The organism is Halorientalis pallida (assembly GCF_004118325.1).
GTDB classification, from domain to species: domain Archaea; phylum Halobacteriota; class Halobacteria; order Halobacteriales; family Haloarculaceae; genus Halorientalis; species Halorientalis pallida.
Genome location: NZ_RDFA01000004.1, coordinates 173,148 through 188,014, shown reverse-complemented (window position 1 = coordinate 188,014; position 14,867 = coordinate 173,148). Strand labels below are relative to the sequence as shown.

Here is a 14,867-nt window from a genome sequence, read left to right as displayed (position 1 = left end):
CTCAGGCGGTCTGCATCTCTTTCAGGACTTCGAGGTCGCGGTCGGTACGCATGAACTCGGCGGTCCGACGCTCGGCGTCACAGTCCGGGCAGGTGAACGTCGCGTCCGCCGCCGGGAGGTCGGTCGGCCCGTCTTCCCAGTCTTTCTCACACTCGGGACACAGGAGTTGCACGAACGCTTCGTTCATACCTGTCCGTGCGCCCCGCGGACGTGAAAAAGTGACGGCGGTTCCCGGCTCGAAAGAACGGACGGGACGGGTTTTTGTGACGGCGGTCCTGCCCGGCCGGAACCGTCTCTGGTCGGGGCTGTGGGGTCCCGACTTCGACCTGGACCTGCGTGAGCTAACAGAAGGTACTTTTGCGCGCTGGTGGAAAGACCGGCAATGAGTCCGACTCGGGAGGTGAGCGTCGTCCTCCCCGCCTACGACGAGGCGGCGACCCTGGCGGACACGGTCGAGATCACCATCGAGACGCTCGAATCCTTTCTCCCCGCCGAGTCGTTCGAGGTGATCGTCGCCGAGGACGGCTGTGCAGATCGGACGCCCGAGATCGCCGAGCGACTGGCCAGCGAGGACGACCGCATCAGTCACTACCACAGCGACGAGCGCCTGGGCCGGGGACAAGCCCTCGGACAGGCGTTCCGAGCCGCCGAGGGGCAGACCCTCGTCTACTTCGACACCGACCTCGCGACCGACATGCGCCACCTCGAGGAACTCGTGGAGCGGGTTCGCTCCGGCGAGTACGACGTGGCGACCGGGTCGCGGTGGGTCCCCGGGGCCGACGCCGACCGGCCGGCCAAGCGGGGCATCCCCTCGAAGGGGTACAACCGGCTGGTCCGCCTGTTCCTCCGCTCGGACCTGCTCGATCACCAGTGTGGGTTCAAGGCCTTCGAACGCGAGGCACTGCTCGACCTGCTGGACGACGTGGAGGACGACCACTGGTTCTGGGACACCGAGGTGCTCGTCCGAGCCCAGCGGGCCGGCTACCGGGTCGCGGAGTTCCCCGTCGAGTGGACGCCACAGGGCGACTCGAAGGTCGACCTCGTGCGCGACGTGTTCGGGATGGGCAGTCAGATCGTCCGGACCTGGTGGCAACTGACGGTGAGTCCGCGCCTGACCCGCCGGGTGAGCATGGCCGCCGGGTCGGTGCTGGTGTTCGTCGCGCTGGCGCTCATGCTCGTCTATCTGGAGCCGGCCGCCGTGCTGGACGCGATCACGGGGGCCGACCCGGTGCTGGTCGCGCTCTCGGGCGTGGTCTACCTGCTCTCGTGGCCGCTCCGGGGCCTGCGCTACCGGGACATCCTGTCTCGGCTGGACTACGACGGCGACACCTGGTTCCTGACCGGGGCGATATTCATCAGTCAGACCGGCAACCTCGTGTTCCCGGCGCGGGCCGGCGACGCGGTGCGGGCCTACGTGGTGAAGGCTCGCCGGTCGATTCCCTACCCCACCGGGTTCGCGTCGCTGGCCGTCGAGCGGGTGTTCGACCTGCTGGCGATCACGGTGCTGGGCGGGAGCGTCCTGCTCGGCCTGGTCGCGACCGGCGGGACCGAGGAAGTCGCCGCGGCCATCGCGGCGGACGTGGGCACGGTCACCATCGGCGGGGAGACGCTGAACCCGGCCGCGGCGGCCGGTACGGCGATGCGGGTCGCCGCCGGCGTCGGCCTGGTCGCCATCCTCGCCGTGGCGGTCATCGTCGTCAACGCGCGCCGTGACACGAACCTCGTGCGCCGGGCGGTTCGCGCGCTCAGCAACGATTCGTACGCGGAGTACGTCGTGGGTGTGATCGAGCGGTTCGTCGGCGACGTGGAGCGGGTCGTCAGCGACCGCGGGGCCTTCTTCCGGGTCGGCTTCGGGAGCCTCGCCATCTGGACGCTGGACGTGGTGACCGCGGTGATCGTGTTCGCGGCCTTCGGGATCGAGGTGACGCCGTATCTGACTGCGGTGGCCTTCTTCGCGGTCAGCGTCGGCAACCTCGCGAAGATCCTGCCGCTCTCGCCGGGCGGAATCGGACTGTACGAGGGGGCCTTCACGATCATCGTCGTGGGCCTGACCGCGACCCCGGGACTCACGGCGCTGGTCGCGCTCGCCGTCGCCATCGTCGACCACGCGGTCAAGAACCTGGTCACCATCGCCGGCGGACTGACCTCGATGGCCTGGCTCAACGTCTCGCTGACGACTGCGGTGGCCGAGACCGAGGAGGCCAGCGCCAGTGCCGCCGACGCCGGCGACGAGGCGGCCTAGTACTGGTCGGTCACGAACGGGCCGGCGGCGCTCGCGACGGCGTGAACCAGCGCGGACTCGCGGTCGATCCGTTCGCCGGTGAGCACGCCCGCCGCGCCCTCCTGCTCCGCGACACCCTCGGTGTCGAGCAGGTCGTCCATCACCGGCCCGAGTTCCGCACCGTCCGCGACGCGGGCGGCCACGTCGTCCGGGAGTGTGAGACTCGGCCCGCCGCCGATACCCCAGCGCTCGCCGTCGGTGACGGCAGCCCACATGATCAGGAAGAGGCCGTCGGCCCCCTCGACGCGGGCGACGCCGCCCTCGATGCCGACGCCGAGTCCCGCGCCGGTCGCGGCCAGCGCGGCTTCGGCGCGGTTCCGTGCCCCGCTGATCGTCTCGTCGCGCCCGCGGGGTTGTTCGGGGACGCCCGACGCCACGTCGACCGGTTCGGCGACCGCGTCGGGGAGCGCTCGTCTGGTCGCGGCCACCTTCACCGGATTCTCGCTACCGACTGCGACACGCATGTCGGACCCTGGGGCGGGGGTGATCTTGTGCGTTGTGTCCGAACCCCGCTCTCAGGCCGTCCGTTCCCAAAAATCGAAGCGTTTGGTGTGAATTTATGTGCGACCACGGTTTTCTCCCGTGTATGTGGGGTAAAAAACGGGGTGACGACCGGTGAGTACGACAGTTCCGTTCTCGATGATCGAGGAGTCGGTGCATCACATCGAACACGAGTTCCAGCCCTGGAACATCCAGGCGGAACTGGAGACGACGGTGACGGTCGACGTCGACCGGCTCGGCCAGGCCGCGGCGACGGCCTGTGCGGTCCACCCGATCGCCGGGGCCCGCAAGCGCCCGAGCGATCTCGCCTCGACCCGCTTCGAGTGGGAGCTTCCCGACGACGAGTACGAGGTCGAGGTCGGCGCGATCGACGGCCAGGGTCGGGACCTCGAAGAGATCCAGAACCAGCTCTACTACCGGCGGTTCGACCTGACAGAGGAACCGCCGTTCCGGGTGCTGGTCGTCCGGGGCGAGGGGATCGACGGCGGCGACCGGATCCTGGTGAGCATGAACCACGTCGCCGCCGACGGCGTGGGGACTCTGCGGATCGCTCAGGCACTCTGTGAGGCGTATCGTGGCGACGAGCCGATGCAGGACTCCGTGACCTTCCGGGAGTCGCGCTCGATGCTCGACGACCTGCGCCCCTCGTCGCTGGACGACGGGCTGAACGTTGTCGATTCGGCGACGCGACACATCCAGAACGTGGTCGACTCCCCGACCCGTATCGCCGAGGTCGGCGGCACGGACGACCTGGGCTGGCGGTTCGCTCGCCGCAAACTCGACGCCGGGCTGACGGCGCGACTCGTCGGTGACCGGCCCGACGGCGTTTCGGTCAACGACGTGTTGCAGGCGGCCCTGCACATGGCTATCGCGGAGTGGAACGAGGATCACGGGAAGTCGGCCCGAAAGATCAGCGTCATGATGCCGATCAACCTCCGGCCCGACGACTGGTTCTACCAGGTCGCCGGGATGTACTCGATGTTCGAGAGCGTCGAGACCCGTTCCCGTGACCGGGTCGATCACACGACGGCGGCCCGGGAGATCGGCGAGCAGACCGAGGAACTCACCGAGCGTGACCGGGCGGCCGCCCTCTACAAGATCCTGGAGATGTTGCCGCCGGGGACGCCCGTGGAGCTGAAACGCCAGTTGCCGCGTCTGCTCCGTGGCCCCGGCCGGCGACTGCTCGACACGGCCATGCTGTCGAACCTCGGCCGGATTCCGGCGATGCCGTCGCTCGAACCGGACGCCGAGGAGCGGCCGTGGTTCTCGCCGCCGGCCTGGCGGGGGACGCCGGTCTCCATCGGTGTCGCCACCTTCCAGGGCGAAGTCAACCTCTCCTTCCGGTACCTGCGCAGCCAGTTCGACCAGCAGGCCGGCGAGGAGTTCGCGGACTACGTCGTCGACCACGTCGAACGCGCCATCGAGTGACGGCCGACCGACCCCGTTTCTCGACGAGCCACGTGTGGGGTGTCACACCGTAACAACGTATTAATACTCTAACCATCCGGTCGAAATCAGATACGTAGAACCCGTTACCCGGGGAACAGCGAAAGACACCGAAACATTTAAATAAGTTTCGCCGTAATGTATTTGCTACCCACGACTGTCCGGGAATTTTCAGGTCACAGCCTGCCCGGATAGCATTCGCCTTCGTACCAATGAGCGAGAACACGAGAGCGCGAACGCGCACGACCGACGAGACGACAGAAGAGGAGACTGGCGAGGCCGAAGCGGTAGACTGCCCGGAGTGTGGCGGTCACCTCGTCATGGACAACGAACACGGCGAGACGGTCTGTGAGGACTGCGGCCTGGTCGTCGAGGAAGACGAGATCGACCGCGGGCCCGAGTGGCGTGCGTTCGACGCCAGCGAGAAAGACGAGAAATCGCGTGTCGGTGCCCCGACCACGAACATGATGCACGACAAGGGGCTCTCGACCAACATCGACTGGCGCGACAAGGACGCCTACGGCAACTCCCTGGGCAGTCGCCAGCGACAGAAGATGCAGCGGCTCCGGAAGTGGAACGAGCGGTTCCGCACCCGTGACTCCAAGGAGCGCAACCTCAAGCAGGCGCTCGGTGAGATCGACCGCATGGCCTCCGCCCTGGGCCTCCCCGAGAACGTCCGGGAGACCGCCAGCGTCATCTACCGCCGCGCGCTGGACGAGGACCTCCTGCCAGGCCGTTCCATCGAGGGCGTCTCGACGGCCTCGGTCTACGCCGCCGCGCGCCAGGCCGGCGTTCCACGGAGCCTCGACGAGATCACGGACGTCTCGCGGGTCGAGAAAAGCGAGATCGCCCGCACCTACCGGTACGTGGTTCGGGAACTCGGCCTCGAAGTGAAGCCGGCCGACCCCGAGAGCTACGTGCCGCGGTTCGCCTCGTCGCTGGAACTGTCCGACGAGGCCGAACACCGCGCCCGCCAGCTTCTCCAGAACGCCAAGGAACAGGGCGTCCACTCCGGGAAGTCCCCGGTCGGCCTCGCCGCCGCCGCCGTCTACGCGGCCGCCCTGCTGACCAACGAGAAGACCACCCAGGCCGCCGTCTCCGAGGTCGCGGACATCAGCGAAGTCACCATCCGCAACCGCTACCACGAACTGCTGGAAGCCGAGCAGGACCTCCCGATGGCCTGACTGGCTGAGGCTTTTCTCCCACAGTCGGTACCGCCGGAGCGACAGGACCACAAGAGTCGAAAGGGGGCCGCGCGTGGCCACTCGCATGGAGACCGAGCACAGGGTCGTCCTCGACGACGCGCGCACGCTGGCCGCCGTCGACGACGACGCTGTCGACCTCGTCGTGACTTCGCCCCCCTACCCCCTGGTCGAGCAGTGGGACGACCTCTTCGCGGAGCTGGACCCCGCCATCGAGACCGCACTCGACGACGGCGACGGCGACCGCGCCTTCCAGCTGATGCACGACGTGCTCGACACCGTCTGGGCCGAGCTCGAACGCGTCCTGGCCCCGGGTGGCCTCGCCTGTATCAACGTCGGCGACGCCACTCGTACTGTGGACGGCCAGTTCCAGCTGTGGCCCAACCACACCGAGATCGTCAGCCGGATGCGCGACCACGGCTTCACCAGCCTGCCCGAGATCCTCTGGCGGAAACCCACCAACAGCCCGAGCAAGTTCATGGGTTCGGGCACACTGCCGCCCAACGCCTACCCGACACTGGAGCACGAACACGTCCTCGTCTTTCGCAACGGCGACCTCCGGGAGTTCCCGCCGGGCGACGACGACCGGTACGAGAGCGCGTACTTCTGGGAGGAGCGCAACGAGTGGTTCTCGGACTGCTGGGAGATCCTGGGCGAGGACCAGCACCTCGACGGCGACGGCACCCGCCAGCGGTCCGCGGCCTACCCCCTCGAAATCCCGCTCCGCCTGATCCGGATGTTCTCGACGTACGGAGACACGGTCCTCGACCCGTTCCTCGGGACGGGGACGACGACCATCGCGGCGATGGTGGCCGGTCGTGACTCGGTGGGCTACGAACTCGACCCGGCTTTCGCCGAGGCCATCGGCGAGAGCGTCGAGCGCGTTCCCGGACTCTCCGAACGGCTCGCCAGCGACCGGCTCGACGCTCACCGCGAGTTCGTCGAACGCCGCCGGGCCGAGGGCGACCCGCCGGGCTACGAGGCGGAAAACTACGACTTTCCCGTGACGACGCGGAACGAACGGGAGATTCAGCTGTACACCGTGGCCGACGTGGCGAGCGAGCGGACCGACGACGGCCACCGTTACCTGGCGACCCACGAACCGTACTGACTCCGGCCGCCCACGTCAGCGTTGCCGGGAGGTCGGGGCTTTTGCCGTCGAACGGTGAACTCGATCCATGGCGAGTCTGTCGGTCGCAGTAGCGCTGTTCGTCGGCGGACTGGCGGTGCTGCTGTGGTCGGCCGACCTGTTCACCGACACCGCACAGAAGATCGGCCTCGCGCTGGGGCTCTCTCCGTTCGTCATCGGGATGACCGTCGTAGCCATCGGGACCTCGCTGCCGGAACTGGTCGCGGCCGTCCTCGCGGTCCTGCGGGACGAACCGGGCATCGTCGTCGGCAACGTCGTCGGGTCGAACGTCTCGAACGTCTTCCTCGTGCTCGGCATCGCTGCGGTCGTCGGCCGGGGCCTGCGCGTCGAGCGCGACCTCATGCAGGTGGACCTGCCGCTGTTCGCGGCCTCGGCCGCCTTCCTCACGCTCGCGATCTGGTCGAGTCCCTTCACCAGCATCGAGGGCGTCCTCGCTCTCGGCGCGCTCGCGGTGTACATCCACTTCACCATCGCCGAACGCGACGTGTCGGTCCCCGAGATCGTCGAGGAAGTCGAGGAGGTCGAGGCCGACATCGAGGCGTCACCCATCGGCGTGATGACCTACGCGGCGTTCGTCGGTAGTCTCGTCCTCGTGGTCGCGTCGGCGTCGGTGCTGGTCGATTCGGTGGTCACCCTGTCGTCGGTGCTGGCGGTCGAACCAGCCGTGATCGCCGTCACCGCGCTCTCCATCGGGACGGTCCTGCCGGAGCTGACCGTCAGCGCGATGGCCGCGCGGCGGGGCGACACGGCAGTCGCCGTCGGCGCGATCCTGGGCTCGAACGTCGTCAACGCCTTCGGTGTCATGGGAGTCGCGTCGCTGGTCGGGCCGCTCACGATCCCACCGACGATCCGGGCCTACGGCCTGCCGGCGATGGTGCTGGCGACGGTGCTGTACCTGTTCGTGACCCAGGACCGCGAGGTCACCCGGTGGGAGGGGGCGACGCTGGTACTGCTGTACCTGCTTTTCCTGGTGAACCTGGCGTCGGTCACCTGAACTGCCAAGTGGACAGGTTTTTGTTCGGACTCGGACCTACCGGAGGTATGGACTTCGAGTCGTTCGTGCTGGCGGCGGCCACGGCCGACCTGGGGGACGCGCCCGCCGCCCGCGAGCACGCTGACGCTGTCGAGTTCCGGATGGACCTCGCGAGGGACCCGCTCGCGGCACTCGCCAACTACGACGGAGCCCTGCCGCTGATCGTGACCAACCGCGCTGACTTCGAGGGCGGCGAGGCCGAAGACGACGACGCCCGCCTCGACGCCCTCTGTACTGCGGTCGAACACTCCTCAGTCGAGGCCGTCGACGTGGAACTCACGACCGCATCCGAGGGTGGCGGCGAGCGCGTGATCGATCACGCCCACGCCAACGGTGTGTCGGTGATCGTGTCGACACACGACTTCGCGAAGACGCCCGAACCGCCCAAACTCCGGCAGTTGCTCGACCGGGCCTGCGAGTACGGCGACGTGGGAAAACTGGCGGTGACGGCCCGCTCGACGGACGACGTCCTCGAACTGCTGGCGGCGACCCGGGCCTCCGTGGCCGGCGGCGACCGCGTCGCGACGATGGCGATGGGCGAACCCGGCCGCCACTCCCGCGCCGTCGCGCCACTGTACGGGTCGCGCATCGGCTACGCGCCGGTCGATCCGGCCGAGGCGACCGCGCCCGGCCAGTACGACCTCGCGACCCTGCGCCGACTCGTCACCGAGTTGCAGTCTGATCCGACCGAGGACTGACCGACGGCCCCGCCGAACCGCCGGAGACGGGCCGAAAACGCCGCTTTTCGAAGGCGGAAGCTTAACAACCGACCGTCACAGAATTCCGGGATAGTGCCAGATAGCGCACGGAAGCGACCGCTACTCGCCGCGGTGCTGGGCCTCGTCTACCCGGGACTCGGGCACGTCTACCTGCGGGAGTGGGCGCGTGCGCTCCTGTGGTTCGGCCTCATCATTCTCACCGGCTCGCTCATGATCCCCGACTCGGCCATCCCGACGACGCTGACCGTCGACTCGCTGATGCAGATGTCCCGCGCGATGCCACTCCGCGCGGTGGTTGCCCTCTCGGCCGTGACGGGCATGAACATGGTCGACGCGTACGTCCTGGCCTCGCGGACCAACGAGACCAGCCAGCGCGTCGCCGACGGGACACAGTGCCCCAGTTGTGGTCGTGAGGTCGACTCCGATCTGGAGTTCTGTCACTGGTGTACGACGAAACTCGACGCCGGGGACGCCGAAGAAAACTGACCGGCGAGTCGGCGGCCGCTCCTACATCGGGAACTGGCGCGGTTCGCGCTGGACCGAGATCCACTTGGTCTCGGTCAGCTCCCGCATGATCGCGTCGCCGTGGAACCGGCCGATGCCGGAGGCCTTCATCCCGCCGAAGGGAACGTTCGCCTCCTCGTTGATCGGCTGGTCGTTGATGTGGACCATCCCCGCGTCGATGGCGTCGGCCACGTCCTCGGCGCGGTTGCGGTCGCCCGACCAGACCGAGGCCGCCAGCCCGTACTCGGTGTCGTTGGCTAGTTCGACGGCCTCCTCGTCGTCCGAGAAGGGGATGACCGGTGCGACCGGGCCGAAGTGCTCGTTGCAGGCCGCGGTCATGTCGTTGGTCGCGTCCGACAGCACCGTCGGCTCGACGACCAGCGAGTCCTCGACGCCGTCCAGGTCGACCGTCTCGCCGCCGGTTTCGAGGGTCGCACCCTGCTCGACCGTGTCCTCGACGAACTGGAGGATCTGGTCGCGCTGGGACTCGTTGATGATCGGCCCGACGATGTTGCCGTCGTGGACGCTGCCGGCCGGGAGCATCTCGGCCTTCTCGACCAGGCCCTCGACGAACTCGTCGTAGATGGACTCGTGGACGAGGTGGCGGTTGATCGAGATACAGACCTGGCCCTGGTGGGAGAAACTCCCGAAGGCACTGCCCGAGAGAGCGTTGTCCAAGTCGGCGTCTTCGAGGACGACGTTGGGGCCGTTTCCGCCCAGCTCCATCGCGGGGAAGGCAAGCGAGTCGACGGCCTGTTTCGCGACGTGGCGACCGACCTCGGTGGAGCCGGTGAAGGCGACCACGTCCACGTCGGGGTGGCCGGCGACGCGGTCACCGATCTCCGAGCCCTCGCCGGGGACGCAGTTGACCAGGCCCGACGGTGCGCCGGCCATCTCGAACAGTTTGGCGATGGCCAGGCCGCTCGTGACCGGCGTGTCGGAGGCGGGCTTGATGACGACGCCGTTGCCCAGTGCGACCGCGGGGGCGACCGCACGGATCGCGAGGTGGAAGGGGAAGTTCCACGGCGGGATGACGGCGACGATACCCGCCGGTTCCCGCTTGACGAGGTTCTCCTTGCCCTCGATGGACGAGTCCCGAATGTCGCCACCGGCCCGGGAGGGGTAGGTCGCCGCCTCGGCGACGCCGCCGGCCGCGGTCTGGAGTTCGACGTTGCTCTTGAGCTGTGCGCTGCCGGACTCGGCCATGAGCAACTCGGTGAGTTCGTCCTCGTACTCGTCCATCAGCTGGTAGACCGTCTGGACGACCTCGGCCCGCCGGTCCGGGCTCTTCTCGGCCCAGCGCTCCTGAGCGCTTTTCGCCGACGCGTAGGCGTCGTCTACGTCCTCGGTCGTACCCGCCGGGACCCGTGTCCACTCCTCCCGTGTCGAGGGGTCCTCGACCGAGATCGTGTCACGGTCGCCCGGGCCGTGCCAGTCTCCGTCGACGTACAGGCAGTTCCAGTCCGCGTCCGCGGACAGTTCCGGTTCGGATCGCTCGGTCTGTGGTGTCTGTGCCATCAATCACCAATCGTTACGCAAGTGCAAAAATCCCGAGGTAGCGGAAACATCGTTAGTTACATCCGAGCTACTGAAAACAGCGTTAGAGTCCGAACCCCGTCAGGCAAAAACGGTCCGGTTACTTTTCGATGATGCTCTCGTCGACGGCCTCGCCGAAGTGGCGGGCGGTGTCCTCGTAGAACACCTTCAGTTCGTCGCCGGCTTCGAGGTCCGTGATCGCTTTCCGGCCCTCGCTCGTGGCCACTTTGATCGTCTCGGCGTTCTGGAGCAGGGTCTCGATGCGGTCGCCTTCAGCGGTTTCGGCCTGCACCCGGAACATGGGTCGTTTCTCGATTTTTACGCGGCCGACGATGGCCTCGCGGGTGTTCCCGTTCGTATCGACGACCTGCACCTCGTCGCCGCTGCGGAGTTCCGAGAGGTACTTCGTCCCGCCGTCGGGCGTACGGACGTAGGCGTGGACCGCGCCGGCGTTGACCCGGAAGGGGCGAGAGGCGACGTAGGGCGATTCGGCCGTCTCGGCGTGGACGAAGAAGAGACCGCGGGACATCGAACCGACGAGCATCCCCTCGTCGTGTTCCATCAGATTGCCCGTGTCGACACAGACTCGATCCGCGGAGCCAGTCTGTTCGATGGCCGTGACCTCGGCGAACTGGAGGTCGACGGACTCGCGCTGGCTCTCGTCGCGGACCTCGACCGTCTTCCGGATCTCGTCGGGGTCGTCGGCGTCGAGCAGGACGCCGTCCGAGCCCAGTTCCAGCGTCTCGAAGGCGGTGCGGGCCTCCTCGGCGGTCTGGACGCCGGCGATCAGGTCCGTCTCCTCGCCGATGCGAGCGATGAGGTTCTCCAGGGGAATGATCTGCCAGTCGTCGCCGATGACGAGGGTGTACTCGGCCTCGGTGGCGACCGCCTGGGCGAAGGCCTCGTAGTCCTCGTTCAGGATGCGGACGTAGCCGCCCTGCGGGCTGTCGCCGTTCGAGCGTAGCGAAGAGAGGTCGGCAGAACCCGAGAAGTCCGTCGGCAGGTCGACGGTGCCGTCGCCTTCGCCGTCCTTGCCGACGACGACGGCCTCGGCGTTGGTCTCGTCTTGCTCGGCTTCCATGACGTGCACGTCGCCGTTCGAGAAAGCGGCGACGTTCACTTCACCCAGTTCGCGGACCCGCTCGACGTCGTGTTCGTCGACCAGTACCCAGTCCACGCCGGCCTCCAGGCCGGCCGTGATGCGCCGTTTGCGTGTCTCCCACTCGCCGACTTCGTCGTCGGCTTTCAGCCAGACGGAGCGTGTCATGTGTCACGCCTCGCAGTCGGCCGGCTTGAACATGGCGAAGTCGGGGACATTCACCGTCGGCCGGTCGCGTCGGTGCCGCCGGAATTCCCGATCAAAGAAGAAAGTTCGCGGCCCTCTGCGGCCCGTTCAGGGTCGCGTCAACGATAGCGAGTAGTCGAACCGACCCTCGTAGGCGTCCGCACCGACGACGATCGTGTACTCGCCGGTCTGGTTCAGCACGTGGGCCGGAATCGTCTGGTCGACGGTGAACGCTCGCGCCTTGGCGACGACCGTCCCGTTCGGGTCGACCAGATACAGCTCCGTCCGCGTGTTGGGCTCGTCGGAGCGCAGTTCGATGTCGACGGCGTTGCCGGCCGTCCCATCGAACGTCACTGGTTCGTACGTCCCGTTGTACTCGCTGGCAGTCGGGTCGAACCGGTCGGTGGCGCCGAACTTCGTCTCACCGACAGTGATCGAGCGCAGGTCCGGCAGGTCCTGTGGCCGGTTGACCGTCAGGTTGTACCGGAACAGATCGTCGAACCCGTCCGGGGCGGTGCCGCCGACGACGATGGTGTACTCGCCCGTCTGCTGGAGCGTGGTCGGGCCGATCAGGGCCTCGTCGTACTCGCCGGCCGTGGCGACGACCGTCCCGCTCGGGTCGACCAGGTACAGGTCGATCGAGGCAGGGTCGCTCGGTTCCGAGTTCATGACGGCTTCGATCGCCACTTCTTGGCCGGCTTCCGCCGAGACGGTGACGGGTTCGTAGGAGCCGTTGTACGTCGCGGCGGACGGATCGGCCTCGTCGATCTCGCCGAACAGCTTCTCGCCGAAGGTGACCGAACGGAGGTCCGTCGTGTCGGTACCGTTCACCGAGAGGTTGTAGCCGAGCGTCGTTCCGCCCGCGTTCGCCGCGGCGATGGTGTACTCGCCGGACTGGGCGAACCGGTGGGTGAGTTCGGCCGTCGAGCCGTCGCCGGTCGACTCCGCGACGACTGCCCCGTCGGGATCGACCAGGTACAGGTGCGCGGCGGCACCGTCGTCGTCGGCCGTCATCGTCACCTGTCGCGTCTCGCCGGCCGTCGCCGAGAGATTCACCGGTTCGTAGTAGCCGCCGAAGTCGAGGTCGATGGCGTCGTCGTCACCGATCTCACCGGCCTCGCGCTCGCCGGTGCCGATCGAGCGCAGGTCGGCGGTGTCGTCGACCCGCCCGTCCGCGTCGACGAAGTACGACATCTCGTACTCGAAGCTGTCGTCGCCACCGCTGGCGAGGACCATGTCGTAGCTGTACGAGCTGTCGAGCTGGTGTGCGGCGATCGCCTCGGGACCGCTGGCGTCGGACTCCGCGACGACGGTCCCGTCGTTGCGGACGATGTACGCCCGGGCCGTCGCAGTCGGGTCGTCGGCTTCGAGTGTGACCCGGCCGTACGGCTCCCGGGAGCGACTGATCGCGATGTCGAGCCGGTCGTAGCGACCATCGAACCGATCCGCGACCGGATCGAACTTGGCGACCTCGCCGGTCACTTTCTCGTCGGGGCCGACGAGGTTCCAGGGTGCGCGACCGACCGAGAGTGTGTAGTTCAGCGGCGTGCCGTCCTCACTGGCCGCGATGATCGTGTAGTTGCCATCGTTCGTGAGCTGGGTGTAGATCGTCGACGAGGCACCGTCCTGGGTGCTCGTCGCGGCGACCGTCCCGTCCGGGCCGACGAGAGTAACGTTCCCGGCCGTACTGCCGTCGGCCGCCGTGAGGTTGATCCACACCCGATCTTTGTACCCGATGGACTGGTTGATCGCGATCGGTTCGTAACTGCCGCCGTACTTTGCCGCCGACGGATCGTCGGCGTCGACCTGGCTTGTGCGCCGGTCGTTCACGTCGATGGCCCGGAGGTCGCTGGCGGGGTCGTCGACCTGGACCGCCGAGACCGACAGCGAGTAAGTGAACGCCTGGCCGTCGCCGCTGGAAACCACGACCTCGTACTCGCCGGCCGTGTCGGCCGTGTACGGGCCGAGCGCGGCGGTTCGATCGGCACTGGTGTCGCTGGCAACGACCGATCCGTCCGGCGCGACCAGTCGCACGTTCGCGTCGTCGTCGGTCGCGTCGGGCGTGGCGTCGAGCTCGACCGTCTGACCCGCCTGGAGCGAGAGTGCGACGGCCTCGTAGTGACCGCCGTACGCGTCGGCGGTCGGGTCGAGTGTGTCGACCGCGCCCGTCTTCGTCTCACCGACGCCGATGGACTCCAGGTCGCCGACCGGCTCGATCCGCTCGGTCGTCAGCGTGTAGTTGAACGACACGTTCTCCGCGCTGCCGGCGGCGATGGTGTACTCGCCCGAGCGACTGAACCGGGTGGCCAGTTCGGCCGTGGAACCGCTCCCGTCGGCCGTCGCGACGACGGTCCCGTTCGGTGCGACCAGATTCAGCGCGACGTCGACGTCCTCGGTCGCGGGCGACATCGTGATCCGGGCCGCCTCGCCGGTGTCAACGTCGAACGCGACCGGTTCGTACAGAACGCCGAAGCGGTCGGCATCGGGGTCGTCCGTGCCGACCTCGCCGGCTTTCGTCTCGTCGAAGCCGATTGTCCGCAGGTCCGCGGAGACGTTCTCCTCCTCGTCGTCCGCGAACTCGAAGTCGAGGTAGTCGAAGTTCCACTTGTCCGCCTCGGCCGTGACGCGGACGACGTGTTCGCCCTCGGTCAGTTCGACCTGCCCGGCGGAGACGTTCTCCCAGGACTGCCAGCCGCCGGTTGCGCCGAACTCGACGGTATCGGTCACGTCCTGGCCGTCGACTTTCACCGAGAAGGCGCCGCCGCCACCCCAGAAGTCGTCGGAGGCGACCCGCGCGCTCAGGTTGTAGGTTCCGGCCTGCTGGACCGAGACGGTGTATTCGAGCCACTCGCCGCTCTCGATCCAGCCGACGTTGTAGCCGCCACCGTCGCTCGCTTCGACGTCGACCCGATCGTCCCGGTAGTCGTCACCGAGGTCGAACCAGCCTTCTTCGTTGAAGGCGACACCGTCGCCCCCGGTGTCGTAGTTCTCCGCCTGGACTCGACCCGGCAGTTCGACGGGGTCGCCCCCGTACGGCGCCTGTCCGTCGGCGCTCGCGACCGAGTCGGCCACTGCCTGTTGCCCGGTCGTCACAGCAGCGGCTGCTGTGAGGCCCGGTATCGATGCCAGCAGAGACACCGCGACGAGTGCGGAAAGAACGGCTGCACGCGCCTTTCCCCTCCCGTTGTCGGCGTCCCCAACCGCCAACCG

12 protein-coding genes are annotated in these 14,867 nt (G+C 67.8%); 7 read left to right on the top strand and 5 right to left on the bottom strand.

The genetic code is table 11. From position 1 onward, the window contains the following. Position 1: 1 nt before the first annotated feature. Positions 2–187, bottom strand: coding sequence for a DUF7836 family putative zinc-binding protein (locus EAF64_RS12510; RefSeq protein ID WP_129069336.1), 186 nt, complete (start codon positions 185–187; stop codon positions 2–4). A gap of 195 nt (positions 188–382) precedes the next feature. On the opposite strand from EAF64_RS12510, the gene EAF64_RS12505 reads away from it, so the two are divergent. After that, positions 383–2,242, top strand: coding sequence for a flippase-like domain-containing protein (locus EAF64_RS12505; RefSeq protein ID WP_129069335.1), 1,860 nt, complete (start codon positions 383–385; stop codon positions 2,240–2,242). Here the strand turns inward: EAF64_RS12505 and EAF64_RS12500 are convergent. Next, complete coding sequence (locus EAF64_RS12500; RefSeq protein WP_129069334.1) at positions 2,239–2,745, bottom strand: DUF84 family protein; 507 nt, start codon at positions 2,743–2,745, stop codon at positions 2,239–2,241. The genes EAF64_RS12505 and EAF64_RS12500 overlap by 4 nt on opposite strands. A gap of 151 nt (positions 2,746–2,896) precedes the next feature. On the opposite strand from EAF64_RS12500, the gene EAF64_RS12495 reads away from it, so the two are divergent. The 6 genes from EAF64_RS12495 (at position 2,897) to EAF64_RS12470 (ending at position 8,818) form a co-directional block, all read left to right on the top strand. After that, positions 2,897–4,210 carry a wax ester/triacylglycerol synthase domain-containing protein gene (locus EAF64_RS12495; RefSeq protein ID WP_129069333.1) on the top strand — a complete coding sequence of 438 codons (1,314 nt, stop codon included), beginning with the start codon at positions 2,897–2,899 and terminating at the stop codon, positions 4,208–4,210. Between the two features lie 230 nt (positions 4,211–4,440). Beyond that, the gene (locus EAF64_RS12490) at positions 4,441–5,412 is read left to right on the top strand and encodes a transcription initiation factor IIB (protein WP_129069332.1); all 972 of its coding nucleotides are present in this window, start codon (positions 4,441–4,443) and stop codon (positions 5,410–5,412) included. 85 nt (positions 5,413–5,497) lie between these two features. Next, on the top strand, positions 5,498–6,541 hold the full coding sequence (locus EAF64_RS12485; RefSeq protein ID WP_129069331.1) for a DNA-methyltransferase: 1,044 nt from the start codon (positions 5,498–5,500) through the stop codon (positions 6,539–6,541). A gap of 67 nt (positions 6,542–6,608) precedes the next feature. Next, on the top strand, positions 6,609–7,574 hold the full coding sequence (locus EAF64_RS12480; protein WP_129069330.1) for a calcium/sodium antiporter: 966 nt from the start codon (positions 6,609–6,611) through the stop codon (positions 7,572–7,574). Positions 7,575–7,621: 47 nt separating this feature from the next. Beyond that, entirely contained in the window at positions 7,622–8,311 is a 690-nt protein-coding gene (locus EAF64_RS12475) for a type I 3-dehydroquinate dehydratase (protein WP_129069329.1), read from the top strand. A gap of 93 nt (positions 8,312–8,404) precedes the next feature. Then, complete coding sequence (locus EAF64_RS12470; RefSeq protein ID WP_227738961.1) at positions 8,405–8,818, top strand: zinc ribbon domain-containing protein; 414 nt, start codon at positions 8,405–8,407, stop codon at positions 8,816–8,818. Positions 8,819–8,839: 21 nt separating this feature from the next. Here EAF64_RS12470 and EAF64_RS12465 read toward each other — a convergent pair whose 3' ends face one another. From EAF64_RS12465 to EAF64_RS12455, 3 genes are all read right to left on the bottom strand, one after another. Further along, on the bottom strand, positions 8,840–10,354 hold the full coding sequence (locus tag EAF64_RS12465; protein ID WP_129069327.1) for an aldehyde dehydrogenase family protein: 1,515 nt from the start codon (positions 10,352–10,354) through the stop codon (positions 8,840–8,842). Positions 10,355–10,472: 118 nt separating this feature from the next. Then, positions 10,473–11,639: a 3-dehydroquinate synthase II gene (locus tag EAF64_RS12460; protein ID WP_129069326.1), complete on the bottom strand. Its 1,167-nt coding sequence runs from the start codon at positions 11,637–11,639 to the stop codon at positions 10,473–10,475. Between the two features lie 126 nt (positions 11,640–11,765). Further along, complete coding sequence (locus EAF64_RS12455) at positions 11,766–14,750, bottom strand: carbohydrate-binding protein (RefSeq protein WP_193767667.1); 2,985 nt, start codon at positions 14,748–14,750, stop codon at positions 11,766–11,768. Positions 14,751–14,867: the final 117 nt, after the last annotated feature.

Bases quoted from the DNA above. Each gene is read 5' to 3' on its own strand.
- EAF64_RS12510 (WP_129069336.1), bottom strand. From the start codon at position 187: ATGAACGAAGCGTTCGTGCAACTCCTGTGTCCCGAGTGTGAGAAAGAC.
- EAF64_RS12505 (WP_129069335.1), top strand. From the start codon at position 383: ATGAGTCCGACTCGGGAGGTGAGCGTCGTCCTCCCCGCCTACGACGAG.
- EAF64_RS12500 (WP_129069334.1), bottom strand. From the start codon at position 2,745: ATGCGTGTCGCAGTCGGTAGCGAGAATCCGGTGAAGGTGGCCGCGACC.
- EAF64_RS12490 (WP_129069332.1), top strand. From the start codon at position 4,441: ATGAGCGAGAACACGAGAGCGCGAACGCGCACGACCGACGAGACGACA.
- EAF64_RS12485 (WP_129069331.1), top strand. From the start codon at position 5,498: ATGGAGACCGAGCACAGGGTCGTCCTCGACGACGCGCGCACGCTGGCC.
- EAF64_RS12480 (WP_129069330.1), top strand. From the start codon at position 6,609: ATGGCGAGTCTGTCGGTCGCAGTAGCGCTGTTCGTCGGCGGACTGGCG.
- EAF64_RS12475 (WP_129069329.1), top strand. From the start codon at position 7,622: ATGGACTTCGAGTCGTTCGTGCTGGCGGCGGCCACGGCCGACCTGGGG.
- EAF64_RS12465 (WP_129069327.1), bottom strand. From the start codon at position 10,354: ATGGCACAGACACCACAGACCGAGCGATCCGAACCGGAACTGTCCGCG.
- EAF64_RS12460 (WP_129069326.1), bottom strand. From the start codon at position 11,639: ATGACACGCTCCGTCTGGCTGAAAGCCGACGACGAAGTCGGCGAGTGG.